General features: G+C 55.6%; 25 protein-coding genes and 3 tRNA genes. 6 read left to right on the plus strand and 22 right to left on the minus strand.

Annotated elements, in window-relative coordinates; all coding sequences use genetic code 11:
* Positions 1–95 precede the first annotated feature (95 nt).
* Positions 96–428, minus strand: a complete 333-nt coding sequence (locus DI396_RS14960; RefSeq protein WP_110797085.1) for a hypothetical protein — start codon at positions 426–428, stop codon at positions 96–98.
* The gene (locus DI396_RS14965; protein WP_110797087.1) at positions 428–1,738 is read right to left on the minus strand and encodes a DUF4365 domain-containing protein; all 1,311 of its coding nucleotides are present in this window, start codon (positions 1,736–1,738) and stop codon (positions 428–430) included. The genes DI396_RS14960 and DI396_RS14965 overlap by 1 nt, the downstream gene beginning before the upstream one ends.
* Positions 1,739–2,042: 304 nt before the next feature.
* Here DI396_RS14965 and DI396_RS14970 point away from each other — a divergent pair, with 304 nt between their 5' ends.
* Entirely contained in the window at positions 2,043–3,653 is a 1,611-nt protein-coding gene (locus DI396_RS14970; RefSeq protein WP_204362864.1) for a reverse transcriptase domain-containing protein, read from the plus strand.
* Between the two features lie 142 nt (positions 3,654–3,795).
* On the opposite strand, the gene DI396_RS14975 is transcribed toward DI396_RS14970, so the two are convergent.
* The 12 genes from DI396_RS14975 to DI396_RS15030 all read right to left on the minus strand — a co-directional run bounded on the left by DI396_RS14975 (position 3,796) and on the right by DI396_RS15030 (position 11,359).
* Positions 3,796–3,870: transfer RNA gene (locus tag DI396_RS14975), tRNA-Phe, on the minus strand.
* Between the two features lie 80 nt (positions 3,871–3,950).
* A complete protein-coding gene (locus DI396_RS14980; protein WP_110797089.1) occupies positions 3,951–4,145 on the minus strand; it encodes a DNA gyrase inhibitor YacG in 195 nt (64 codons plus the stop codon).
* On the minus strand, positions 4,142–5,176 hold the full coding sequence (locus DI396_RS14985; protein ID WP_110797091.1) for a ribonuclease E/G: 1,035 nt from the start codon (positions 5,174–5,176) through the stop codon (positions 4,142–4,144). The genes DI396_RS14980 and DI396_RS14985 overlap by 4 nt, the downstream gene beginning before the upstream one ends.
* Positions 5,173–5,751: a Maf family protein gene (locus tag DI396_RS14990; protein WP_110797093.1), complete on the minus strand. Its 579-nt coding sequence runs from the start codon at positions 5,749–5,751 to the stop codon at positions 5,173–5,175. Before DI396_RS14990 ends, DI396_RS14985 begins: the two co-directional genes overlap by 4 nt.
* A gap of 63 nt (positions 5,752–5,814) precedes the next feature.
* Positions 5,815–6,033: a translation initiation factor IF-1 gene (infA, locus tag DI396_RS14995; protein ID WP_085311012.1), complete on the minus strand. Its 219-nt coding sequence runs from the start codon at positions 6,031–6,033 to the stop codon at positions 5,815–5,817.
* 87 nt (positions 6,034–6,120) lie between these two features.
* Complete coding sequence (locus tag DI396_RS15000) at positions 6,121–6,999, minus strand: carbon-nitrogen hydrolase family protein (protein WP_110797095.1); 879 nt, start codon at positions 6,997–6,999, stop codon at positions 6,121–6,123.
* Positions 7,000–7,056: 57 nt separating this feature from the next.
* The gene (locus DI396_RS15005; protein WP_110797212.1) at positions 7,057–7,515 is read right to left on the minus strand and encodes an arsenate-mycothiol transferase ArsC; all 459 of its coding nucleotides are present in this window, start codon (positions 7,513–7,515) and stop codon (positions 7,057–7,059) included.
* Between the two features lie 5 nt (positions 7,516–7,520).
* A complete protein-coding gene (locus DI396_RS15010) occupies positions 7,521–8,000 on the minus strand; it encodes a UPF0262 family protein (RefSeq protein ID WP_110797096.1) in 480 nt (159 codons plus the stop codon).
* A 6-nt stretch (positions 8,001–8,006) separates the two neighbouring features.
* Positions 8,007–9,311: a histidinol dehydrogenase gene (gene hisD / locus DI396_RS15015; RefSeq protein WP_110797214.1), complete on the minus strand. Its 1,305-nt coding sequence runs from the start codon at positions 9,309–9,311 to the stop codon at positions 8,007–8,009.
* Positions 9,312–9,413: 102 nt separating this feature from the next.
* Positions 9,414–9,887 carry a DUF2948 family protein gene (locus tag DI396_RS15020; RefSeq protein ID WP_110797098.1) on the minus strand — a complete coding sequence of 158 codons (474 nt, stop codon included), beginning with the start codon at positions 9,885–9,887 and terminating at the stop codon, positions 9,414–9,416.
* Positions 9,884–11,152, minus strand: a complete 1,269-nt coding sequence (gene murA / locus DI396_RS15025) for a UDP-N-acetylglucosamine 1-carboxyvinyltransferase (RefSeq protein WP_110797100.1) — start codon at positions 11,150–11,152, stop codon at positions 9,884–9,886. The genes DI396_RS15020 and murA overlap by 4 nt, the downstream gene beginning before the upstream one ends.
* A gap of 21 nt (positions 11,153–11,173) precedes the next feature.
* On the minus strand, positions 11,174–11,359 hold the full coding sequence (locus DI396_RS15030) for a hypothetical protein (protein WP_110797101.1): 186 nt from the start codon (positions 11,357–11,359) through the stop codon (positions 11,174–11,176).
* Positions 11,360–11,459: 100 nt separating this feature from the next.
* Here DI396_RS15030 and DI396_RS15035 point away from each other — a divergent pair.
* Positions 11,460–11,534 (plus strand) — tRNA-Thr (locus tag DI396_RS15035).
* 310 nt (positions 11,535–11,844) lie between these two features.
* Here DI396_RS15035 and DI396_RS15040 read toward each other — a convergent pair.
* On the minus strand, positions 11,845–13,098 hold the full coding sequence (locus tag DI396_RS15040) for a GAF domain-containing sensor histidine kinase (RefSeq protein ID WP_110797103.1): 1,254 nt from the start codon (positions 13,096–13,098) through the stop codon (positions 11,845–11,847).
* Between the two features lie 436 nt (positions 13,099–13,534).
* Here DI396_RS15040 and DI396_RS15045 point away from each other — a divergent pair.
* From DI396_RS15045 to DI396_RS15060, 4 genes are all read left to right on the plus strand, one after another.
* Positions 13,535–13,624, plus strand: a tRNA-Ser gene (locus DI396_RS15045).
* A gap of 334 nt (positions 13,625–13,958) precedes the next feature.
* Positions 13,959–15,668: a sensor histidine kinase gene (locus DI396_RS15050; RefSeq protein ID WP_110797104.1), complete on the plus strand. Its 1,710-nt coding sequence runs from the start codon at positions 13,959–13,961 to the stop codon at positions 15,666–15,668.
* A complete protein-coding gene (locus DI396_RS15055; RefSeq protein ID WP_110797105.1) occupies positions 15,665–17,002 on the plus strand; it encodes a sigma-54-dependent transcriptional regulator in 1,338 nt (445 codons plus the stop codon). Before DI396_RS15050 ends, DI396_RS15055 begins: the two co-directional genes overlap by 4 nt.
* A 5-nt stretch (positions 17,003–17,007) precedes the next feature.
* Positions 17,008–18,246 carry an ABC transporter substrate-binding protein gene (locus DI396_RS15060; RefSeq protein ID WP_162617245.1) on the plus strand — a complete coding sequence of 413 codons (1,239 nt, stop codon included), beginning with the start codon at positions 17,008–17,010 and terminating at the stop codon, positions 18,244–18,246.
* 291 nt (positions 18,247–18,537) lie between these two features.
* On the opposite strand, the gene DI396_RS15065 is transcribed toward DI396_RS15060, so the two are convergent.
* The 7 genes from DI396_RS15065 to DI396_RS15095 all read right to left on the minus strand — a co-directional run bounded on the left by DI396_RS15065 (position 18,538) and on the right by DI396_RS15095 (position 25,406).
* Positions 18,538–20,025 carry an NAD-dependent succinate-semialdehyde dehydrogenase gene (locus DI396_RS15065; RefSeq protein WP_110797109.1) on the minus strand — a complete coding sequence of 496 codons (1,488 nt, stop codon included), beginning with the start codon at positions 20,023–20,025 and terminating at the stop codon, positions 18,538–18,540.
* A gap of 395 nt (positions 20,026–20,420) precedes the next feature.
* A complete protein-coding gene (locus tag DI396_RS15070; RefSeq protein WP_110797110.1) occupies positions 20,421–21,578 on the minus strand; it encodes an iron-containing alcohol dehydrogenase in 1,158 nt (385 codons plus the stop codon).
* Positions 21,575–21,988: a hypothetical protein gene (locus DI396_RS15075; protein ID WP_110797113.1), complete on the minus strand. Its 414-nt coding sequence runs from the start codon at positions 21,986–21,988 to the stop codon at positions 21,575–21,577. The genes DI396_RS15070 and DI396_RS15075 overlap by 4 nt, the downstream gene beginning before the upstream one ends.
* A gap of 95 nt (positions 21,989–22,083) precedes the next feature.
* Positions 22,084–22,740: an ABC transporter ATP-binding protein gene (locus DI396_RS15080; protein ID WP_110797114.1), complete on the minus strand. Its 657-nt coding sequence runs from the start codon at positions 22,738–22,740 to the stop codon at positions 22,084–22,086.
* Complete coding sequence (locus tag DI396_RS15085; RefSeq protein WP_110797116.1) at positions 22,740–23,531, minus strand: ABC transporter ATP-binding protein; 792 nt, start codon at positions 23,529–23,531, stop codon at positions 22,740–22,742. Before DI396_RS15085 ends, DI396_RS15080 begins: the two co-directional genes overlap by 1 nt.
* A gap of 1 nt (position 23,532) precedes the next feature.
* On the minus strand, positions 23,533–24,513 hold the full coding sequence (locus tag DI396_RS15090) for a branched-chain amino acid ABC transporter permease (protein WP_110797117.1): 981 nt from the start codon (positions 24,511–24,513) through the stop codon (positions 23,533–23,535).
* Positions 24,510–25,406, minus strand: coding sequence for a branched-chain amino acid ABC transporter permease (locus tag DI396_RS15095; protein WP_110797119.1), 897 nt, complete (start codon positions 25,404–25,406; stop codon positions 24,510–24,512). The genes DI396_RS15090 and DI396_RS15095 overlap by 4 nt, the downstream gene beginning before the upstream one ends.
* Between the last annotated feature and the right edge of the window lie 126 nt (positions 25,407–25,532).

Raw genomic sequence — 25,532 nt, forward strand, 5'->3', positions numbered from 1 at the left:
TTGACGATCTTCTCGCCAGGGCTTTTCGTTGTCTTTCTCATCGTCCACTCCTTGGTGGCTACGATGAGCAACAAACCCTCTCTTAGCAAATCGCCCTATTTGGACCCATAGGCGCTGACGTCAGACAGTTCATCACAAATAAAAGGTACACGAAAAGGCCCTTGTTCCGTGCTGCCGGGAAAGGGCGGATAAAGGGTGGTGAGGCGAGTGTCAGCTTTTCCTTCAATGCCGACACGACATCGAGCAAGCCATTCTCCGGTACCTTCTACCGTCTCGCTGTCGCCAATAAGACCTACGCGAACTGCAGTGGGCGCGCCAGTTTGGCCCGCGTCGAATGGGCCGTAGTCCATCAATCCGTAGCGGATGTCGATATGGCGATGTGCCTGCCCGAACTCCAATTCAGGCTCGGGCAGATGTGATAGCTTCATCAAATCAACAGCCCTTCAATATCAGCGGGCGTCTCTCTCACTGGTTTCCAAAGTTCATCCGGCACACCGAAATCTGCTGCCAACTTCTCAACGGGAGCGAACGAAAGGAACGGATAAGTATCAGAAAACATATCGGTCTGCGTGTCAGTCGCCAAATATGCACGCCACATGCCAAATTGCCCACGCACATCGTTGTTCCACTCCATCCGCTTTATTTTTGCTAAATGCTCGCCTCCGAATTTGTCCTTTTCCCTGCCATTCCGAGTAAAATGGTATGTCGGTGTAATCTGTACATACCACTCTTCGCCAATGCGGATAAATTGCCACTGGAATGCTGAATGCCGCCAGAACTTAACCTGTCCGTCCTTTGTCCTATAGGGCTTGGCTACGGAGCGATCTGCCTTCTTCGCTTCAGCGAAGTACGTTATTCTGCGTTCTCGACCGCCGGGGTTTGGACGAAAATATAGCGAATAATGGCGGCGATCATAGCTCATCTCGCGCCTCACCATCTCTTTCATCGCACAGTTTAGCAATGCCACGAAGTCCCGTTCGCGGTCAGGGTCATCAGAGTGGGACCACTCGGAGACATCAAACTCTTCCATAGCGCCAGTGTCACACGCCTCACGCCAAGGATGGGTGTCAAGGTCATGGAAAGAAAGCGCCGCGCCGCCTCGCAAGATCGTTTCTCCCGGTGGGTATCGCACATGCTCTTGCACACGCCCCCAAAATTCACGCACGCTTTTTGCGTCGGTCGGTGCCCAAAAAATCGTCTTGGCAAGAGCAGACACGCGCAGCAAGTTTGGCGTGAGCCATTCAGATTGACGTGGTGCAGAATAATAGCTGCCCGGACGCGCAGTCTGAGCCACCTCCCGCAACGCCAATGCGGCATCTGCGTTGAACAAGTCCGCAGATTTATCGAACACGACCTTCCGTGTAGCACGGTTCTGTGGGTCACCAAACCACGCGCGCATATCTTTCCAATAAGCCTTGTCATTTTTTACGTCGACGACAATTAAGACGACAGGCGCTGTGCCAAATGTCCAATAGTCGATATCTTTCTCGTTGCAGGGCCAACTAAATGACAATTCGGACATCCCGGGAAGTGGGTTGCGGGTCGCCTTGCTCTGAAATTGCACAATTTGGTTTGCCACTTCACCAGTCGCTGGATCGCGTATTTCAATAGAACCGTCGATCCCTGCCTCAACACCCCCGGTCTCATAAAACAAATACTCCATCGCGGCGACAACTTTGCGGATGTGCGCGATCCCTTGTTCTCCAATTGCGTCAGAGCGCGAAATTTTCTTTGCCATGCGTACAATCACTAAATGTTGTCGATATCTCAGAGGCGACAACAGTAAGATGTGTATAAAACACCTTCCATCACGTGCCGACTACCTAGGACCAATCCTTGAACGATAGCACTTCGGTCAATTGACATGAAGTATTTGTTTCGCTTTCTGGTTGCGCATTTTACCAAGGTGCGCGAAGTTTGATGTACGAGGTTTCCCCTCGCAAACGCGCTGTCGTAACTGCGGCGTAAGAGCAAAAGTCTGCACAAGAAACGTGCGCCCAACATGAGCTATGTGCACATGGGGCGATTGGAGGGGAAACCTCGTGCCAAGCCCGTTCAATTTATTTGGTGGCGCGAGCCGAACAAAAATCCCACCTGAGCTAACGAGCAAAGACGAACTTCTTAAACACCTTGGTGTTTCCCCTGCTGAACTTAAGAAAATTTGGTGGTTTCGTGGTCGGATGTATTCGCATTTCAACATTTCAAAACGTTCAGGAAAGACTCGACTGATCAGCGCGCCAGATTACCGGTTAAAGATGCTGCAGCAAAAGATCGCGCGAAGCCTTGCGAAGTTGTATAATCCCCGTAAGCCAGTTCATGGCTTCGTGCCTGATCGGTCTGTTCGCTCAAACGCCGAGTCACATTTGCGTCGCCGTTTCATCCTAAACGTGGACCTCAAAAACTTCTTTCCGACGATTACAGAACCTCGAGTACAAGGACTGCTTGAAAGTATTGGCATCAATAAGGATGTGGCAGAGACAGTTGCACGGATTTGCGCAAACAATGATTGCTTGCCGCAAGGGGCACCTAGCAGCCCCGTGATTTCCAACATGATTTGCTTCCGCCTTGACAAAGCCCTAATGAAATTCTCCAAGGAACATCGGCTCCTCTACACACGATATGCCGACGACATAACGCTTTCTAGCTTTCAACCGCCTACAGCTTTGTTTGAAGGCGACCGCCCTGACCCCGGAAAAGTCGCCGAAGAAAAGCTGTCCGATGAACTTCGCTCGATAATCAGAAACAATGGATTCGAGTTGAATCCAGAGAAAATCCATTATGCGGACAAGAATTCGCGAAGGATAGTAACAGGGATCAAGATTAATGAGGGAATGAACGTTGACCGACGGTATGTCAGAAACGTTCGGACCGCATTGTTCAAGGTTGAAAAGCATGGCCCCGCTGCTGCTCAGGCAGAGTTGGAGGCGCGCTTCGGCAAGACCTGCAAAATCCAAGCGCATCTTCAGGGCAAAATTTCTTGGGTAGGCTTTGTTAAGGGGCAATCTGATCCAGTTTTCCGCGGCTTGGCCAAGCGCTACAACGCCTGCTTTCCTGCGTGTCCTATCAAGGTCCACCCCACTCAAGCTGAAATCGTAGATCGGGCGATATGGGTGGTGGAGACCGAAGACGATACTGGCACAGCATTTTTCTTAAAAGGTGTCGGACTCGTGACTGCCGCTCATTGCGTCAACAGTGCATCGGAAATCGAGGTATTCCATCCTTTGAAAACCGCCAACAGGTTCAAGGTAACGATCAAACACATTTGCGCGCACCGAGACCTAGCAATCCTCGAACACTCGATTTCTTCGACAGAGTATTTCGAGCTGGAGTCATTCACAGGTTCCCCGGTAGTCGGAACAAACACCTTAGCTGCAGGCTTCCCAACCTACGGACCAGGTGATCAACTTAACATTAGACAAGGAAGCATAAGCTCCCTAACGACCAAGAGCGCAGTTCCCTTGATTGAGGTTTCGCAAATGCTTGGGCAAGGGATGTCTGGCGGTCCGTTAATGAACAAGAATAACGAGATTTTGGGCATCATCCACAAAGGTGGTCCTGTTGCCTACGTTGCAAAAGATGGAAGCGTTTCTCCACAGCGGCAGCTTGCGGTTGCGATTTCAGAGCTAAAAGCATGGGTGTCGGCCCTGCCGTAAGCCACTATGCGCACTCACATCCTTATGGGATTGCCGGATACCTGTACGCGCAGATTGCTACCCCAGTGATACCCCAGCTCAAATTGGGCACCCACACAATTAGCCGAGAAACGCGCAACACATTGATTATATTTAATTTAAATGGTGCCCGGGGGCGGAATCGAACCACCGACACGAGGATTTTCAATCCACTGCTCTACCCCTGAGCTACCCGGGCACCGGAGAACGCGTTTGCGTTCGGGTGCGTGCGTTCTAGGGGAGGTGCGGGGCGCTGTCCAGAGGCTTTTGTCAAAATATTCAGTGTGGTTTTGACTCTGTCTCTTCTGCGGCGCGCATTGCCTGCTCTATGGCCTCTTCGATGTCATCAGGGTCCTGCGACGGGACGGCATATCCCCCTGTAAACCATCGGGCCAGATCGACATCTTTGCAGCGATCAGAGCAAAAAGGGCGGCATGCTTCGGTGCTTTTACGCCCGCAGATGGGGCAACTCATTGCGCGCTACCACGCAAGACCTCGCTCAGCGGCAGGCGCGCGCGTTTGCGTTGCAATTCATAGTTTCCCAAAGGGGTGAACCCGGCCATGACCGTGTCGATCCCGTCTTCGCGCAGCGCCTTGCGCAGTGCACTTTCGAAACCGGGGCGGTCCTTTTTGGGCATCGGAGCCAAATCAAGGATCACCTGACCACCAAGGCCGCGCAGGCGCAATTGGCGCGGCAAATCCCGCGCTGCCGCGATGTTGGCTTTGGTGCCCGCCGCCAAGGAGGTGTCCGCGCCGGTGTTCACATCGACCGCGACAAAGGCGCGCGTCGGTTCGACATACATCGATGCACCGCCCGACAACCGCACGACCGCCGCAGACAGATCGTCGATCGCGTCCAAAACACCATGCGCTTCAAAGCCGCCCTCGTCGGTCTCGATCTGGGCCTCGTCGGTCCAGTCGCGCCATGCAAGCGCGTGTGGCCCGTCGCCTTCGGTTAGCGCCTCTGCGCCGCCCTCTGCGTCGCCCATGACGGCCACCGCCAGATCATGCATCGCGGCGATGTCTTCTGCGATCTCGCCGGCCTCGGCGCCCTCGCAGGATGAGCGCAAGATCAACCCCATGTCAGAGCCGCCCATCACCTCATGCGCGATGCCGAGCAGCAGATCGCGCATCTCCTCGTCGCGGATCTTGCGCGAGATGTTTAAACCCGGGGCGTCGGGTGTCACAATCGCATAGCGGCTTTTGAACAGCAGACGTTCGGTCACCGGCAAGGCCTTGCCCTCTTCGGCGTATCCGGTCACTTGCACCAACAATGCCTGCCCGGGTGCAAGGCCTTTGATCTGGCGCAAAAATGCAGACCCGTCAGGGGTTTGCATGAACATGCCGCCTTGTCCCTTGACCGGTTTATCGGCAATCGCACGGTAAATCGCACCGGGGCGGGGGGCGTCGGAATCGATCAACAAATCAATCAGCCGCCCGTCTTCCAAGAGCGCCGCCGCTTCGCGGCCTTCATATTGGTCGAGAACGATCATCCGGCCTTTCATGGGCGGTCCTTCCACATCGGGTAACCTGCGGCCGTCAGCAGGGTTGCGGTTTCGGCAAGCGGCAACCCGACCACGGCGGTGAACGATCCGCTGATCCACGGGATCAATGCGCCTGCGGGGCCTTGAATGCCATATCCGCCGGCTTTGCCTTGCCAATCATTCGTGGTGAGATAGGCATTTAATTCTTCGTCCGACAGGCGCTTCATCTGCACCGTGGTCACAACATCGCGTTCCCACATCTGTGCGCCGCGTTTGACCGCAACGGCGGTGATCACGCGGTGGCGCCGCCCCGACATGGCAAGTAGAAATTCCGCAGCCTCGCCCGCATCCGCAGGCTTTCCAAGAATGCGCCGCCCCAGTGCCACAGTGGTATCCGCTGACAAAACGATATCATCCGTATCAGCACGCACGGCCAATGCCTTTTCGCGCGCCATACGGGCGCAGTAGGACCGTGGCAATTCGCGTGTGGCGGGGGCCTCGTCGATGTCAGGGGGGCGGATATCATCGGCGACAACGCCGATCTGCGCCAGCAATTCGCGCCTGCGCGGGCTGCCGGAACCGAGGATAAGTTTCATGCGCGCACCTGTGGGCCAAGGCCCGCAAAGCAGGCGGCGCGCCACGTCAGTGCGCACATGGGATTATTTGAACCGGTAGTTGATCCGACCCTTGGTCAGATCATAGGGGGTCATTTCGACCTGTACTTTATCGCCAGCCAGAACACGAATGCGGTTTTTCCGCATTTTGCCTGCCGTATGCGCAATGATGGTATGGCCGTTTTCCAGCTCGACCAGGAATGTCGCGTTCGGCAGGAGTTCCTTCACGACACCGGGGAATTCGAGCGTATCTTCCTTGGCCATGTTGTCTCCATCTTTGAAAGCCCGCTCAATTTGCGGGTCGAGGCAGTAAATGGGCGCATTTTACCCGATTTTCAAGGCTTATCTGCCCTAACGGAGCGAAACTTGCGTGATGGCCAATCGATCGGTCTGTTCCACCCAGTGTTTCAGTCCCAGAACATTGCCATCGCGGCGCAATTCGCAAAGGGCAGGCAATGAAACCTTGCCGTAGGTCCAGCCATCGGTGCCGATACGGCCTTGGGCAGATACACCGGAGGGCGGCATGCCGCGATCGGGCGGCGTGAAAATGGCACCCATGCCGACTTGTTCTTCGATGCCTGCGATCCGCGCATCCCCCCCGGTGAGCGAGGCCATGACGCAGGCGCATTGCCCCTCCAACGCCCGGGCCATCGCGCCAATCCGCACCCTCCAATACCCCTCCAAGGCCTCGGTGCAGGACGGCACAAGGAGCAATTCCACACCCGCCTCGACCAATGCGCGGGCCAGCAGCGGGAATTCACAGTCATAGCAGATCAAGATGCCGATCTTGCCCAAGGATGTGTCAAAGACTTGCAGCGGCCCACCGCCCGAGACCGCCCAATCGTCGCGCTCGAAACGGGTCATGATCTGTTTGTCCTGAAACCCGATTTGTCCTTCGGGCGTGACCAAGGCCGCGCGGTTGACGAGGCTGTCGCCCCGCACGACCGGTGCAGAAGCGGCGAGGATATGCACCCCCAATCGGCGTGCCAGATCGGCATGTAACTCCCAAACGCGCGGCATCATATCGGAAACGGCAACGCTGGCGCGCGCAATGTCTGCCGCTACGGCCTCGCCCGCGATCGAGGCCAATTCCATCGCCCCATATTCGGGAAACACCATCAGATCGGCGCCGTGGCTGGCCGCCTCCTCGCACCAACGCGTAAGTTTGGCGGTATAGGCGTCCCAATCGGCAAGCCATTCGGCTGGATAGGCGGCGGTTGCGATTTTCATCGGACGGTCCTTTTCAGCTTGGGCGCAATCATTACGGGGGCGCCGGCACTACGCGGCCTAGAGCCGCAAGTCCGGCGCGCCCCAACGTTCGGTGAAATGCGCAACGATTTGATCGCGGCTTTGGCGATAGGCCTCCAATTTTGCCTCGCGTGTCTCGCCAATCCCGGTCGGATCCATGATCGGCCAATATTCGACCTCAAGGTGAAACACACGGGTGAGTTCCAAGGCCTGCCTTTGGCTGGCAGGAGACAGGGCAATGATGAGATCAAAAGAGGACAGATCATCCCCCCATTGTTGCATCTGTTCGAAGCTGCGCGAGCGATGCCGCGACAGTTCGACCCCGATTTCCTGGCATACGGCAATGGCGAAACCGTCGATCTCGAGATCGCATTTGACACCGACCGATTGCACATAGGTGCCGGTGCCGTAGAATTTCTTCATGATGCCCTCGGCCATCGGCGAGCGCACGGCATTATGATCGCAGCAAAACAATATGGATTGGGGGAGGTTGGTGATCACCCCTAGCTCCCGAAATGCAGCACGCAAATGAGGGTAAACAGTCGCCGCGCCGTATCGTGATCGACCTCGGCCTTGCCCTCCAAGCGTTCGGCCAACACATTGGCACCCTCATTGTGAATGCCGCGCCGCGCCATATCGATGGTTTCGATCTGGCTCGGCGGCATGTTTTTCACGGCATCAAAATAGCTTTCGCAGATGGCCCAGTAATCTTTGACCACTTGGCGGAATGGCGACAGGGACAGATGGAATTCTGCTGCCGGATCGCCGGCTTCGGTACGGATGTCAAACACCAACCGTTTTTCGCGGATCGATAGGCCGACACGAAATGGCCCGTCCGGCACCGCGCGGTCGTCGCGCTTTGGCAGATCAAAACTGTTCTTTTCCATCAAATCGAACATGGCGACCTTGCGCTCTTGCTCGATCTCCGGAGTCGGCGGGGGCAAGCCCGCATCGTCCAACTCGATATGACTGATATGCGACATGCCTGTTTATCCTTCGTTCAATCGGTCAAGGCGGGCGCGGACGGACAATCCATGCGCCTCTAACGATTCGGAGTTTGCCAGACATTCGGCCGCAGCGCCAATAGCGCCAAGCGCGGCAGGCGTCATTTGAGCCAAAGTTGTGCGTTTCATGAAGTCGAGCACCGACAGGCCCGACGAAAACCGTGCCGAACGGGCGGTTGGCAACACGTGGTTCGGCCCGCCGATGTAATCGCCAATGGCTTCGGGGGTGAACGCGCCAAGAAAGATCGCGCCCGCATGGACGCATTTTTCCGACAGGCTCTCTGGATCCGCGACGCAAAGCTCAAGGTGCTCGGGGGCGATGCGGTTCGACAGGGCTGCGGCCTGCTCCAAATCCGCGACGGTGATCACCGCGCCAAAATCGCGCCAACTGGCGCCCGCGATCGCGCGGCGTTCCAGCGTTTCGAGCCGCTTGTCGACGGCGGCAGCCACAGCACGGCCAAACGCCGCGTCATCGGTGATCAAAAGCGATTGCGCGCTCTCGTCATGTTCGGCTTGGCTCAACAGATCGAGCGCGATCCAATCGGGATCGTTGTCTTTATCCGCGATGACCAAAATTTCGGACGGCCCTGCGATCATATCGATGCCGACCTTGCCGAACACCCGCCGTTTTGCCGCCGCAACAAAGGCATTGCCGGGGCCGGTGATTTTATCCACCGGCGCAATGGCTTCGGTGCCGTAGGCCAGAGCCGCAATCGCTTGCGCACCGCCGATGCGGTAAACCTCGTCCACGCCGGCGATTTTTGCCGCGAGCAGGACCAAAGGATTGACCACACCGTCCGGCGTTGGCACGCAGATCGCCAAACGCGCGACGCCCGCGACCTTGGCGGGGATGGCATTCATCAACACCGACGAAGGGTAGCTTGCCAATCCCCCCGGCACATAAAGTCCTGCGGCGGCAACCGCGCTCCATCGCCAGCCAAGCGTCGCACCGGCATCGTCGGTCCAAGACTGATCTTCGGGAATTTGACGGGTGTGATAGGCACGGATGCGGGTTGCGGCCAATTCAAGGGCGGCGCGTTCGGCATCGCTGACCTGTGCGCAATACTGCTCAATCTCGGCGGGGGAAAACCGCATAGTCTCGGCCGTCAATTCAAGCCGGTCGAATTTCGCCGTCAGTTCCAAAACCGCCGCATCACCGCGATGGCGGACATCCGCGATAATACCCGCGACAACATCGTCGACATCGGGGCTGTCTTCGCGTTTCGCGGCCAAAAGGCCCGCGAAGGCGGTTTCGAAATCGGGATCAGTGGCATCAAGAAAAATCGGCATGGGCGTCTCCGGCATTGCATATTTGCACATAGCGCCCGTGCCCGCGCGCCTCAAGCCCCGCGTGGCAGTCGGTCGCGCAGGGACGGGTGGTGTTTGACGCCATCAATCGGGGTGTTGCGGGGTTTTCTTCGACGGGGCCACATAGGGGCGCGTCACATCTTTGAGGGTGGCCTCGATGCTTTCGACCGCAAGGCGGATGGCGCCGTCGCCTGCCAATGTCAAAATCACATGGCCTGCGCCGTCTTCACCGGGGTCAAACGCAATCGTCAGAACCGATAAAACGAGATGCTTGTCATCGCGGCTGACACCTTGGGAGGCGACCGACAGCACGTTTTCAAACGACAACACCGATTGCACCCGCTCGGGCGCGTGGCGCGCGCTGCCTTGATCTTCCCAACGCATCCGGTTGAGCAAAAGGGCGAAGCGCCGCGCGCGCGGTTGCCACGTCATTTCCGTGGCGGGAAACACCGCGTCTTGCACCAATGCCGAGATCACTTTGAGATCGGCGGCGTCCATCGCCCCAAGGTTAAGCGGCGCTTCGCGGCCCTCTTCGAATGTGGCGTCGGATCCGCTCATCGGTCCGACACCCGCTCTATGTTCGCGCCCACGGCAGAAAGCTTGCGCACCACATGTTCATAGCCGCGATCAAGGTGGTAAACGCGGCTGACCACGGTTTCACCCTCTGCCGCCAGACCGGCGAGGATCAGCGACACAGAAGCGCGCAAATCGGTTGCCATCACCGGCGCGCCTTTGAGGCGATCCACGCCAGTTACGGTGGCATGGCCGCCTTGCACGTCGATTTTCGCCCCCATCCGGATCAATTCCGGCGCATGCATGAACCGGTTTTCAAAAATCTTTTCTTCCAAGACCGAGGTGCCGTCGGCGGTGCACAAAAGCGCCATCATCTGTGCTTGCAAATCCGTCGGGAAGCCGGGGAAAGGTTCGGTGACCACATCCACCGCGCGCACGCGGTCATCGCGGCGGCGCACTTTGAGGCCGGCGGGGGTTTCTGTCACTTCAATGCCTGCGGCATCCAGTTTTTCGCAAAACGCGCCGATCAGGCTCATCTTTCCACCCAAGAGTTCCACCTCGCCGCCAGCAATCGCAGGGGCCAGCATATAGGTGCCCAATTCGATCCGGTCGGTGACAACCGGATGTGTCGCGCCGTTCAAACGGTCCACACCCTGAATGGTGATCGTCGAGGTGCCGTCGCCGTCGATCTGCGCGCCCATCGCACGCAGGCAATCGGCCAGATCAACGATTTCCGGCTCGCGCGCGGCGTTGTTGAGAACCGTGGTGCCCTTGGCCAATGTCGCGGCCATCAATGCATTTTCGGTTGCGCCCACCGAGGCAAAGGCGAAATCAACAATGCCGCCTTTGAGGCCCTTGGGGGCCTTGGCGTGCACATAGCCTTCCTTGAGTTCGAGTTCCGCGCCCATGGCCTCCAGAGCCTTGAGGTGCAAATCCACGGGGCGCGCGCCAATCGCGCAGCCGCCGGGCAAGGAGACAACCGCACGGCCATCGCGCGCCAGCATCGGACCCAGCACAAGGATCGAGGCGCGCATTTTGCGCACGATGTCATAATCGGCGGTGTGGTTGTGGATGTCATGGCTCGACATCGCCAGAACTTTGCCGCCCTGCAAGGACGTCACTTCGGCGCCCAAAGATTGCAACAGGTCGGTCATCGTCTTGATGTCCGACAACCGCGGCGCATTGGTCAGGGTCAGCGGCTCTTCGCTCAGCAATGTTGCCGGCATCAGAGTCAGGCAGGCGTTCTTGGCCCCCGCAATTGGTATTTGCCCTTTGAGCGGGCCATTGCCCGTGACGATAATCGAATCCATGTCTCTACCCTTCCGAAGCGATTACTCGCCCTGATCACTGCCTCTGTTTTGCCCTGCGGGGTGCGCGTCCGGCACAGGCTTATCGCTGCTGCGCACGCGTGCCTGTTGCTTGCGCCGGGCCAAATTGGCCTTCAGCGCCGCCTTCAAGCGGTCCTCGCGGGTTTGGCCGGTTTTCGGCCCCCGATGTGTGGTTTTTTTTCCATCCATGCCCCCTCTGTAAAGCACATGCAAAAAACCGTCCAGATTACCCTTGCACGATCTTTCATTTGCGTCTAATCAGCCGCCCACACGATAGGTTCGTGACGATGCTGTGGTAGCTCAGTGGTAGAGCACACCCTTGGTAAGGGTGAGGTCGAGAGTTCAATCCTCTCTCACAGCACCATCCATCTTTATAGATCAATCACTCACGAGACGATAGCGCGTCAATGTTTGCGTTAAAGCGACAGTCCCCCGTGCGCATGAAGACCTGCGAAGGACGGAGATGCTGCAGCAAGCGTGGACCTATCCCGCGCTGCCGGAACCGAAGCCACCATCGAGCACTTTGAGGGTGATCCCGGGCCAAAGCATTTATGGCCCATATACACGTCCCCACATTCCTAAAGTGATTGTCTCTGCCCCTCAGTTCATATTTGCTGGTGAGGTAACACTTGAAATCCGAACTCCCCACGGGCGAGGCTGCATCATCCCTTGCCTTAAGGAACGGGTTTGGTGTGGGGGGGCAGCAAGGGTATCCTGAGGCTGAATGTTGTCACGTTGCGTTCACATTTGACCTCGATCTGGCCGTTGTGCGCTGTGGCGATGGACGACACGATATAGAGCCCAAGCCCAAGCCCTTCTCCTGCTGCGTGAACTCCGCGCTGGAACGGGTTGAACAAAACTTGGCGCAATTCGTCGGGCACAGCGGCCCCATTGTTTGCGACACTGATTTCGATGCCATTCTCATCGATAAGACCTTGAACGCAAATAGGGGTGCCGGGCGTGCTGTATCGAACGGCATTTGACAAAAGATTCGAAACAGCCTGCGCGACGCGCGGAGCATCACAACTCACCGGCCGGTCGAAATTCAGATCAAGTGTGATCTCAAGCTCCGGAGCTGTAGCCCGACTTTCCTCGACGACCTGCGTTATGGCCTCGGTTAGTGGGGCATCGGATTGAGCAGAAATACGAATACCCCCGCCCAAGCGCGCCTTGGCGTGAAGCATGATATTTTCTATCAAATCGTTCATGCGGCGCAGCGAGGATCGCATCATCGGAAGTATGGTCTGCGCTTTTTCGGTCATGGGTTCAGTGCTTAGCTGCCTGAAACCGGCATCCAGTGCAGCAATGGGGTTTCGCAGATCGTGCCCTAAAACTGCGACGAACTCCTCTTGAATTTGACTTAGCTTGCGCTCGTGAGCGATCATCTCCTCATGTGCTTCCAGGCGTTCTTCTGTTTCGAGGCTTTGACCGATAATATCGGCAAACATCTCCAGCATCGCGACTGATCGCGGTTGCTTTACATCGCGCGGCTGTGGGTCGATTGCGCAAAGCGTGCCAAAGAACGTCCCATCACTCCGATAAATCGGGATCGATGCGTAACTCACGATGCCAAACATGGCTGCAATGGGATGGTCTCGGTAGACTTCATCGGTCGCTGTGTCGTTGAAGATAACCTTGTTTGACGTATCGCGAACGGATTGGCAGAAGGTTGACTGGATTTCGATTTCGTCGCCCGGTTGCAAACCGAAGTTGACCTCGTCGACGGTTCGGCACGCTACCCAATGATCATCGGTCACGCGCGCGACAGCAGCAAATCGCATGTTTGTAGCCAGCATGACCGTTTCGAGAATTGTGCCGATCAAAGCACTATCGGCAAGCATCTCGATATCAGACTGGAATTTGTGCGTTCCCTCCAAAAAGGCAGCGTGGTCCTGTATCGTAGCTTGCCGTGCGGCTAAATCATTCACTTCGGCTTCCTCACACTAGGTTCTGCAACAGGACACGCGTCTAATCTGTCAAGGACAAAAGGCGTATCCTAAAAGACAATATAGTTGGACCTGCGACGCAGAGGCAAGACTCCGGCACGCCCCAAGACGAGCTTGGAGTGAGAAGTGCGGGTCTGGTCCAATGTCCGCTTTATGAAAGCTGCGTCGCAGCGTCGAGAGCGTCCGTGAATGGCAGTTAGGGGCACCTCACACGGCACGTAATCGCACCCGATTGCCGTGCTTAAACGAGTCCAAAGCGCTTTCGCTGCAAGGGAACTGGCACAAATGTTTCCCAAACCCAGCGCCATTCGGAGCCACAGGGTGCCATTTGCACTGATTTTGAAGCGTCGATGGGAAATTTCAAAAAGAGGTTTTTTCGCCTTGTAACCTCTACGTTGACTTGGCTATACGCGTCGGTGGAGACGTGGCCGAGTGGTCGAAGGCGCTCCCCTGCTAAGGGAGTAGGCCCGGAAGGGTCTCGAGGGTTCGAATCCCTTCGTCTCCGCCACCTATATAAGTGAGGTGGCTGCTTTTAAACTAAAAATGTCCCCGAAATATTTTGCGTTCCCACATTCATTCCCGCATTCCCGCGCGCGCCGTTTGATGGAAACTTTCCTTTTAGTCTGGTTCGGTCACATTTCCCGTAAGCAGCTTGCGTTGTTCGTCGCGACGAGTTTGTCCGTAGCCCGCGTTATCGCAGGACGTTTTGGAATGCCAACACCCCGCACAGCGCAAAATGGGACATTTTTGCCTGATCGCAACGACACTTGAGCCGACAAAGACGAGCGCTAACCGCTCAAAATTTCAATGTGAGCGGTTAGCGCTCCAACGAGTTTGCCTATATGCTTTCTCTTGGAGGAAGGTGTTTGCGACTAAAGTTGCCATTTACACGGCTGAATTTGGCACGTCGCTACATTTGGGGCGCATTGGTCGTTGCCCTTATTCCATTGGCTCTCATCGCTGGCCTCTATGATCGTTACAGCGCCAATCTACTTAACAATCTCGTCACCAACAGAGTGGAGTCCGAGCTTGAGGCGACAGCTGCGAAATTGGACAACTTCTTGGCAACTCAGGTCAATCGGTTGGAAAATATCGTTGATTTGCCGGACACTACCGCATTCTTTGCAAACCACGAAGACAGCGACCTCAGGCCGTTGTTGGCTGACTTTTTGAGAATTGAAACTGAAAGCCCGGACATCTATGCCATCGAGCTTGCAGATATAGATGGCAATACCCTGCAAACCATTCCCTCAAACCGGTATCGCGAAAAACCGGATGACTTCAGTACATTGCCACTGGTCCAACACGGCGCTGTAACTATTTTGGGTCCGGTGCTGCCCAAGAACAACCGACCAGGCTGGTTTCTTATCAGCATGCCTGTGAAGCTCAATCAAGAGACGATCGGCATGGTGTCCTTGCGGATGCGGCTCGCGTCCCTTTCGGAACAAATGTCGTCACTCGTTGAGCCGAATGTCTACCGTCCGCATATCGTGGTCTTTGATCGCGTGAGGCTTTCGGCGGTCGGCACGGCAGCTGAGCCCGGCATTGAAACAGCAGGATCGCGCCAGTTCTTTCCAGGTTGGAAAATCCAATTGGTAAAAGGACGCGACATCTACAAAGAACCTCGAACTTATATTCGTTATCTCCTCATGGTCGCTGCGGCGTCCTCTGCGCTCTGTCTGGTCTATTTGTTCTTCCAATTGTCAGAACGTTTGTCGCGCAACCTTCAGCCACTCAGTGAAGGTGCCCGCGCGGTCGCAAACGGGAACTTTAGTGTTCCGGTGCCCGAGGATGCGCCGGGAGAGCTTGGGATTTTGGCCCGATCTTACAATCAAATGAGAGAACAGCTTGGCAAACTCATTGAATCGCGAATTGACGTGGAACGCCGAGCTGCTCTTGGCAACATGGCGGCCGGTATCGCCCATGAAATTCGAAACCCGCTGACAACGGTATCGGCCACTGTGCATGGTTTGAAGCGCACCGAAAAAGACGCCGAGAGACTGCAAATGCTTGATGTAATCTCGTCGGAGATTGCCCGGGTGGATGGCGCGATCAGCGAGCTTTTGAACTATGCCCGCCCGAGCGAACCAGAAAAAGAACACGTCGCCATCAAAGAAATCCTGCAATCCATAAAGGTCCTGATCGCGGCGACTGCGTATGAGAGCAGCGTTGTGGTCAATATCTCGGGGCAATCGAATTTGGTGCTGTTGCTCGATCAGGCCCACCTTCGACAGATCCTGCTCAACCTGGCCCTCAACGCGATCGAAGCAATGCCAGAGGGAGGCCACCTAACCATGCGCGCCTATCGCAATAAGGGGAGCGCGGTATTGGAGGTTTCCGACGACGGAACGGGTATTGATGATGATACCAAAGCAAAGGTCTTGCGACCGTTCTTTACAACAAAATCATACGGCTCAGGTCTGGGGCTCTCGATAACCAACCTGCTTGTCGAGGCCAACGGCGGCACCATGCAAATTGAAAGTGAAACAGGAATAGGAACAACCGTCACCATGACGTTTCCGGGCGTCGATACAAAGCGAGGCAAGTCATGAGTAAGACAACCGTTCTGATTATTGATGATGAGATAAAACTCACCCAGTCTCTGGCATTTACCCTTCGGCAAGCGGGGATGATTTGCCTTGAAGCGCACAATGGTCATACCGGATGCAACCTGCTCGAAAGCCAAAGCCCGGACGTTGTTCTTCTCGACATCCGGATGCCGGGTCAATCCGGGATAGAGGTGTTGGAATGGATGACAGCCGAAGCGCCGGATATACCGGTCATCATGATGAGCGCCTTCGACGATACGAAGGACGCCGTGACCTCCATCAAGATGGGCGCGGTCGATTACATCTCGAAACCCTTTGATATCGATGAATTGATTCATTTGATCGAAGGAACCAGCAGACGCAAACGACTTGAATCTGAAGTGAAGTATCTGCGTCAACGCTACACGAATGACCCGGAGTTCATTGGCAATTCACACTTGATCCGGACCTTGCGGCAGCAGGTTGAACGCGTGACCGAAAGCAATGTGAACACTTTGTTGCTGTCTGGTGAAACTGGCGCCGGGAAAGCCGTTATTGCCAAACAACTGCACCTAAAAGGAAGTCCGGCTGACAGCCCTTTCGTCGAGATCAACTGCGCAACCTTACCGGAGGGCCAGATTGAGGCCGAGCTTTTCGGGGCTGATAAGGGGGCCGTCCCTGGCAACGTGTCGCGCAGCCGCGGTCTGGTTGAAATCGCCGATGGTGGAACGCTGTTTCTTGATGAAGTCAGCGAGATGCCTCTGTCCGTCCAAGCCAAATTACTGACCTTTATCGAAACCCGGAACTATCGCCCGGTTGGTATCACCCGGGAGCATTACGCCGACGTTCGGGTCATTGCTGCGACCAACAAGAGTTTAGAGGAAGCTGTTGCCGATGGGTCTTTTCGTCATGACCTGTTCTTTCGCCTCAACGTCATGCCCATAGAAATTCCTCCGCTACGTGATCGGGGACAGGACATAGAGTTGCTCGCAAACTATTTCGCCCAGCGCTTTGCGCAAGAGACCGCAAATAAACCTATTGGTTTTGGCAAGTCCACGATCGCCTTTTTCAATTCGTATCCCTGGCCAGGGAATGTTCGGGAATTGAGAAACCTCGTCGAACGCTTGACGATCCTTCATGCTGGGCAGGTCATTTCTGCGGATCATCTGCCCTCGGAATTTAAATCCGTTGATCCGGTGGGGCCGATGTCCATCGAAGAATCGATAGATGGGGTTGAAAGAAACATGATCCAGGATGCTCTGTTGAAATCTGGCGGGAAGAAGGGGGTGGCTGCTGAACGGTTGGGCATCTCTCGCCATGCGCTCAAACGCAAGATGCATCGGCTTGGCCTCCAATGACTTGGATGAAACGCATTCAAGGTCTCTGCCTTGCAGGTTGCGCGGCGCTTTCCATTGCATCGCAATCTGTCGCGCAAGGGCAACCGGTCAAGGTCGGATGTCTCTATCCTTTAACCGGGCCCGCAGGTCTTTTTGGGCGTGACAGCTCTGTCGCGATCCAAATGGCGCTGGTTCATATAAGATCTCAGAAACCAGCAGGCTATCCGGAGTTGGAAGTCATAATCGAGGACACGCGATCAAAGTCCTTGCGGTCTGAACAGATTGCGCGTCGTCTTATTGAAGAGGAAAAAGTTGATTTCCTATGTGGCGTTGTGAGTTCAAGCGTCGCGCGCGCGGTGTCTGCAGAGGCCGCAAGGCATGAGACCTTCTTTATCGGGACCGACCACGCATCCCCTACCCTGACAACCGAAGCATTGAATCCCTATTACTTTCGCATGAGCAATGGGACCCGGCAGTCGATGCTTGCGGGTGCCAAGTACATCCGCGAAAGCTATCAAAACCCCGATAAACCCCTATCGATTGCATTCATCGGGCCCGACTATGAGTACGGATATCAAGCCTGGGATGATCTCAGAGAATTCCTGCGGCAAGAAGGCGTCAAGTTCGAGATCGCCGGCGAGTATTGGCCTCGCTTGTTTGAAACCGACTATTCAATCTACATTCAACAGCTTTTAGATTCCCCCGCAGATATCGTAGTGAACGGTCACTGGGGGTTGGATTTGCTCACCTTTGTAAAACAAGCGCGCCTGAGCACCCTTTTTGAAAGCACGCAGTTCATGAACTTTGATGCTGGCGGCAATTTCGAGATCCTGGCGGAACTGGGCAATGACATGCCCCTTGGTCTGGTGCTGTCGGCCCGGCATCACGTCAATTGGCCTCCGACGGACGCCAACAGGACGTTTGTTGATGAGTTCTACGAGATTGCTGGCCGCTATCCGAGCTACGCCGCGCAGGGGGCTTACGCGGGGATTTTGGCCATTGCGGAGGCCGTGAAAGAGGCCAGCGGCATGTCCGACAAAGAGGCAATCCGCACCGCACTTGAAAATCTATCACTATCGCTACCGGAAGACCCGGACGGCTTTAGTTCGGTCATGGATCCAACGTCACATCAACTTCTGCAAGTGCAGGCAATTGGGAAAACAATATTCAACAAAACCTACAAGCCAGCATCTGTCCTGATAGGCGAATGGTCGATCTACTATCCTCCGCAAACCTGGCCGACGCTTGACAGCAACCCCGACTAGTCTGGATGGAACAGTGGACCTGTCGCGGTTTGATGCCGCTCCTTTGATAGCCCTTATTGCAACAAAGGAGACGAGCTATGGGACTGAAACGGACAGATGATTTCCGGGCAGATACGTCCTGACCTTGGTTGACTGCCCAGTTTTTTGCTCCCAATTCAATGGCTTGGCGGCGCGTTTGGCCCAAGCACGCCACCAACAGGCAAACTTCGCTTCGACGTGCTCAAGCTGGCGAAACGGTGGAAGCCGAAAACCCACCTAACGGATCAAAGTGAGGTCAAAACAAAACTTGCCCTATGCAACGCCCCCGATGCAGATGTACTTGATCTCAAGGTAGTCATCACAACCATATTTCGACCCTTCACGGCCTTGGCCTGATTGCTTTATCCCGCCAAAGGGGGCGACCTCTGTCGAGATCAGGCCGGTGTTGACACCCACCATTCCGTATTCAAGCGCTTCCGCGACTTCCCAGACTTTGGAAAGATCCTTGGCATAAAAATAGGAGGCCAGACCAAAGATCGTGTCGTTGGCCTGCGCGATGACGTCCTCAACCGTTTCGAACCGGAAGAGCGGCGCGACAGGTCCGAAGGTCTCGTCGGACGCAATGAGCATGTCGCGGGTCACGTCTTTGAGAATTGTTGGCTCAAAAAAGGTGCCGCCGAGGTCGTGCGCCTTGCCGCCCGTCACAATCGAAGCCCCCTTGGAGGTCGCATCCTTGATGTGCTCTTTGACTTTCGCAACGGCGTCAGCACTGATGAGCGGGCCGGCCACAACGCCATCCGAGAAACCATCTCCGACTTTCATAGCCTCAACAGCTGCCGTCAGTTTTTCGGCAAAAGCGTCATAGACACCGGATTGAACGTAGATGCGGTTCGCACAAACGCAGGTTTGGCCGTTGTTGCGGTACTTGGAGATCATTGCGCCTTCAACGGCCGCATCGAGATCAGCATCATCGAAGACGATAAATGGGGCGTTGCCCCCCAGTTCCATCGAGGTTTTCATCACCTGATCTGCCGATTGCTTCATCAAGATGCGGCCCACTTCGGTTGAGCCGGTGAACGTGAGTTTGCGGACCTTTTCGTTGTCGCAGAACTCTTTTCCGATGATCGAAGACCGTTTGGAGGTGACGACCGACAGGAGGCCCTTGGGAAGTCCTGCCTGCTCGGCGAGATAGGCCATGGCCAGCGCCGAAAGCGGCGTTTCGGCCGCCGGTTTTGCAACAAAGGCGCAGCCGACCGCAAGAGCAGGCGCCACCTTTCTGGCAATCATCGCATTCGGAAAATTCCAGGGCGTGATCGATGCAACAACACCAACAGGTTGCTTGAGCACCATGATCCTTTTGTCCGGTTGGTGACCTGGAATAATGTCGCCGTAGACGCGCTTGGCTTCTTCCGCGAACCATTCGATGAAGCTCGCCCCATAGAGGATTTCTCCTTTGGCCTCGGCAAGGGGTTTGCCCATCTCGGCACAGAGGATCGCGCCAAGATCATCGGCATTGGCAACCAAGAGATCATACCAGTTTCGCAAAATGCCCGAACGGTCTTTCCCGGTCTTTTTGGCCCATTCCTTTTGAGCGATATAGGCAGCGTCGATCGCCGCGCGCGTCTCGTCAACCCCCATGTCCGGCAACACGGTGATCACGTCGCCCGTCGATGGATTTCGCACCTCAAAGGTATCGCCGCTCGACGATCTGTTCCGCCATTCGCCGGCGATAAAGGCGTCATTCAACAGAAGGCTCTTGTTGATCAACCGTTGTTCGAGTGTTGGAAGAGATTCAGTCATTTTTCCGTATCCTACTTTCCTGTGTCCCCGCCAAACGCCGGGCTTTTCCTTGCTTGTCTTTAAGGTTTTCACCTAGGGCGACTTGGCTCCGCTGCGATTAAAAAAGGCCCCGCGCAAAGCGTGGGTTTTGAATGGCATCCAACAGCATCGCAGCCGAGGGCCATATTTTCGAGCAGCCCGAGGGAGCGCATCCGATCCTCGGGTTCGTCGTTGCTCAGGCCCACGTGGGCGTTGCGGACCCTTGCGCCGATCTCGTCGCTGTTGCGAATTTGTCTGGATGTGCCCATGAGAAACACCCCATAGGTTTTACCGGACGCTACGAAACGGATGTGCCCCCAAAGCTTCGGATCATAGTTTGGTGTTCGATTCTCCGGCAATTTGCAATCCAATTTCCCCTAATAAGCGGCTTGATAGATCGCCAAGGCATCTGCGCGGGTGACTTCTCGGGGGTTGTTTACCAGCAACCGGGTCTGGTTCATCGCATCATCAGCGAGCTTGGGAAGGACATCTTCGGCGATGTTCATCTCACGCAAAGACTGTTGCAAACCACAGGCTTCAGAGAGCTTTTGAAGCTCATCACAGAACGCAAGCGCCCGGCCTTGTTCTCCCACCTCGGCCAGTTTCGGAAATGCGAAAGGTGCGATTTCCGCATAGGGTTCCGGATGGGTCTCAGAGTTGAACCGGAGCACATGCGGCAGGACCAGCGCGTTTGATAATCCGTGCGGAATGTGGAAATGGCCGCCCAGCGGATAGGCGAGGGCATGAACTGCTGCGACCGGAGAGTTGGCAAAGGCCTGTCCGGCAAGCATTGATCCCAGCAGCATTGCCGAGCGCGTCTCAAGGTCAGAGCCATCCCGGACAGCCGTCAACAAGGACGCGCCCATCAGCTCAAGCGCTTTTTCCGCGAGCATGCGTGATATCGGATTGTTGTTTTCGCTGGCCGATGCGTAGGATTCGATTGCGTGGACCATGGCGTCAATGCCCGTGGCGGCCGTGATGTGCGGCGGCAACCCAAGTGTCAGCTCGGGATCAAGCAAAGCGATATCAGGGATGAGGATCGGCGACACGACCCCCATTTTTTCGTTGGTTCCGGTGGTGACGATCGAAATCGGCGTAACCTCCGATCCGGTGCCCGAGGTTGTTGGAATGAGGATAAGCGGCAGGCGTGGCCCCTTTGCGTTGCCGACACCATAAGCGCTGCTGAGCGTTTCATTGCCGGGCGCCAACAGCGCCGCGAGTTTTGCCACATCCAGCGATGACCCCCCGCCAAGGCCAATAACCCCCTCAGACCCATGCGCGATGGCCGCTTCGGCACAGCGCATTACAACGTCTTCGGGCGGATCTGCCTGCACATCGTGAAACAAGCTCACCTCAACGCCGGATGCCTTCAAGGCGGCGAGGGCTTTATCCACGATGCCCGTGGACATCATGCCGGGGTCTGTAACCAGCAAAACGCGTGACCCAATGCTCGTTTTGACCATTTCGCCAAGCTGCGAAATCATGCCGGCACCGAATCTCACACTGGCGGCAGTATTGAAGGTAAATGGGGTCATTGGGTGGCTCCTTTTCGGTCTTCTCCGAATATCCATGTTGCTATTTTCGTGCGTGCCGCGATTTCCGAGATCGGCCAGCCAAGCCTGAGCATCTCTTGTTCTTGAATTTTGGTGCCTCGAAATGCGACAGAGGGCGCAGGTTCGAGTGGCGTGATCTCTACCCCCGAAGCTGTTGCCGGTTCCATCTCATACGATAAGAACCAGATCAGTAATACGCCAAGGGCCCAAAAAGTAATTGTCCAGGCCCATATCGATGGAAGGCCGACATGCCAGGCGTCATAGCCCACCGTTGGGGGCCTGAAGGCTGCATCGCCAAGGAAGTCGCCCGCACCAACAGCCAGAAAAACCCCCGCTAAAACAGCGGACCATGCCGCAGGCTGAACGGCCCGGTTCGTGCTTTTCGGTTTCATGGAGCGGCGAAGGAAAGGGTCATGATCAATGATTTTTGCGCCACCCGATCCCCATTTCCTTGTGCGTACATCTGAGCCTCCCAAGACGCCAGCGATTAGGCTGCGTCTTTATTTGCTATAGTGATTTGCCCACGTTCGATTGAGTAAACCTTGTCGACGACTTTTTCTGAGTGGGTGTAGTCAGATTCAGAGACGAGAACGGTCAACTTCTCGGACTTGAGGTTGCCGATCACTTCCATGAGGCGGGCCGCCAAAGCGGGCGCGACACCTTCAAAAGGTTCATCCAAGAGCAGCAATTCCGAACCCGTGACCAGCGCGCGCGCCAAGGCAACCAGCTTTTGTTGCCCGCCGCTGAGTGTCATGGCCTTGCGATCCGCAAATCTCCCGATCTCGGGCATCAATTCATAAACCCATTTCAGGCGGGAGCGATCAGAAGTGTTGGTCGCCCAAAGCGATACCAGAATATTCTCTTCAACCGTGAAATGCGGGACCAGCCGGCGATCTTCAGGAAGATATCCAATTCCGAGGGCCGCTCTTTCATGGGCTTTGGCTGTATGCAGGTCCATGTGGTTGAACTGAATTCTCCCTTTCTCAACAGGTAGAATCCCCATGATGGATCGCATGAGTGTGGTTTTTCCTGCACCGTTGCGGCCGACAAGACCGCAGGTGGTTCCTGTTTCGATTTCCAGGCTCACATCTCTGAGGATGGGAACGCGTTGAATGGACAGGCTGATATTGTCAATTACAAGCATTAGGTCGCTCCGGCTTGTTGAGTGCTGTCAGAAGAACTCCGGTGGTATTCGCTGCCGATGACGAATTCCCGGACTTTCGCGTTTTCAAGAACCTCGGCCGTTGGTCCGTCTGCAAGGATGGTCCCCTCGTAAAAGGCGACGCAGCGCGGTGAGAACGCTTCGACGATTTCCATGTCATGTTCGATAAAAAGCACGGCTGTCCTGGTGGTTTGTAGCGCATCAATAAGGACCCGCATGAAATCCATCTTTTCATCTGCGCTGACACCACTGGTTGGCTCATCAAGAAACAGCAGATCGGGCTCGGTGACGGTTGCCATGGCAATATCAACCAATTTGCGAACCCCTTGGGGAAGGGTTTGGATTTCCTGATCGGCATAACCGTCAATGTTGAACCTTGCGAGCAACGCATGCGCTTCATCTTCCAGCGCGCCGTCGATCGCGGGTTGGAAAAGAACAGGTCTGTCCTGTTTCGCGATCGTCAGAGCGATCAGCATGTTTTCGATGACGGGCAACTCGGGAAAGAGCTGCGGGATCTGAAACGATCGACAAATACCGAGCTTGGTGACCTCTCGTGTTGGGCGGCCCGCGATGCTCTTTCCACGATAGATGATATCGCCGGACGTGGGCTTGAGATATCCGGTCACCATATTGACGAAAGTTGTTTTACCGGCTCCGTTAGAGCCAATGACCCCCAGAACTTCGCCAGCTTGGATCGAGATATTAATGTCCTTCGCCGCGTAAACGGCCCCAAACTTCATCTCTAGGTTTTTGGTTTCAAGAATTGTCGTCATACTATTCACCTGCGATCGGTGCTGAAGCACCGTCATCTCGTGTTGCTTTCTTCTTTCGGGTGATCAGTGACCACAGACCCTTGGGAAGAAAGATGATTGTCAGCAGCATCACGGTGCCCAGGATCATCTGCCAGGTATTGGGAGAGATCTCGACAGCGTAGACCCGGACAATCTCCAGCAGGAAAGTGCCGATCATCGGAGCAATAATATTTCCGGTTCCCGAAAGAATTGAGACAAACACAAATTGGCCTGAGGTCGTCCAATTCGTCATTTCAGGATCAACGTGTCCGAGGGGCAGCGCCCAAAGCACACCACCAATGGCCGAAACAACGGCCGCGAGCACATAGGTGATATGAACGGCCTTGTGAGCCGAGGTTCCCAGATACTCAACCCGCAACTCATTTTCGCGGATGGCTTCGTTGATATAGCCAATCGGGCTTTTGAGGAACCGGTTGAGGGCGATGGCGCAACCAATAGCAATGATGCAGGTCAGTGTGTAGAGCGTCAGCTGCGCAGTCTCGCCGGTTGGGCTCCAGCCAAGATAAGAAGCTGTCGGCAGGTTGAAGCCGTCGGTTGAGCCAAGCTCTTCAACGCTCGACAGCATCCCGAAAAGGATCATCGACAGGGCCAGCGAGAGCATCGCGAAAAAGATTTCCCGGTAGCGGCGCAACAGGAACCCGAGCAGAGCCGAAAGAACCAGAGCGGCCAGGATGCCAACAGCAAGCAAAACGAAGAAGTCTGTGATGCCATAGAACTTGGCCATCATGCCAGCGGCATAGCCGCCGACGCAAAAGTAAAGCCCCTGTCCAAAGGACACCAATCCGGCGCGCATCTGGATCATTACACCAAGGGCGACAAGCCCCGTGCCCATGGAAACGTGGACATAATTCACCAGCCACTTGGGAAGAATGAAGGCGATGATGATGAGAATAGGAAGGGCGATGAGAAGCCCGATTTCGGTGCGGTCGAGATTCTTGATCATATCTTCCTGCTTTCTGCCAAAGCGAAGAGGCCATAGGGTTTCACAGCAAGAACTGCGGCCATGACGAGGTAAATTGAGAACAGCTCCGCAGGGGGGTAAAGGTGGACGGAGGCCGCGCGTGCAAAGCCCACGATGAGGGCGCCCAGCATCGCTCCGCCGATGGACCCCATGCCGCCGATCACGATGACAGCAAATGAAAGAACGATAATCTCTGCGCCAATACCCGGCGACACCGAGATTTCCGGTGCGGTGATTGCGCCCCCCAGGGCACCTAGAACCGCGCCCAGAACGAATGTGGCGGTGAAGAAAAGGGTCACGTTGATGCCAAGGGCGCCGCTGATCTCACGGTCTTCGATGACCACAAGAAGCAGCTTGCCGATCCGGGTTCGGTTCAAGGCGTAAAAGAGCGCCAAACCGACGGCGATGGCGGTGCCGATAATCAGGAATTTGTAAACGGTGTAGGGAATTCCGAAGACCTCAACCGTTCCGAAGTAGAACGCAGGTTGCCATGCAACGTAAGAATCTGTGCCCCAGATCAGTTTGGTGGCATCTTCTAGGATCAGGAAAATCGCATAGGTGACCAACACCATCAGCACTTCATCCCGCCCGTACATGAACCTCAGAATGCCGCGTTCAACGACCAACCCCGCGATCACGCCCGCGATAAGTGCGGCAAGGGGGATGAGCAAGAAGGTGAAAGCAACTGTACTGCCAGTTGCGGTGTAAAGCCCGATGGCCCAGGCTGATGAATAGGCTCCAAGGGCATAAAACCCGCCATGGGCCATGTTGAGGATGCGCATCACGCCGTAGATCAGCGTTAGCCCCACCGACGACAAGAAAAGCCATGCAGCAAACCCAAGGCCATCCACTGCTATCGCGACTGCGGTAAGCATACGTTACTCCAATTATTGCTAGCGACTCAGTTCGGCATGCCTGCTCGGCTCCGAAAGAAAGCCCGAACCGTCTGGTTTTTGTGTCCGAATGGTTTGGTAAGTTGGCTTTCAGGGCGACCAGTAAAG

The sequence above is a fragment of the Litorivita pollutaquae genome (genome assembly GCF_003205515.1).
Lineage (GTDB): Bacteria > Pseudomonadota > Alphaproteobacteria > Rhodobacterales > Rhodobacteraceae > Litorivita > Litorivita pollutaquae.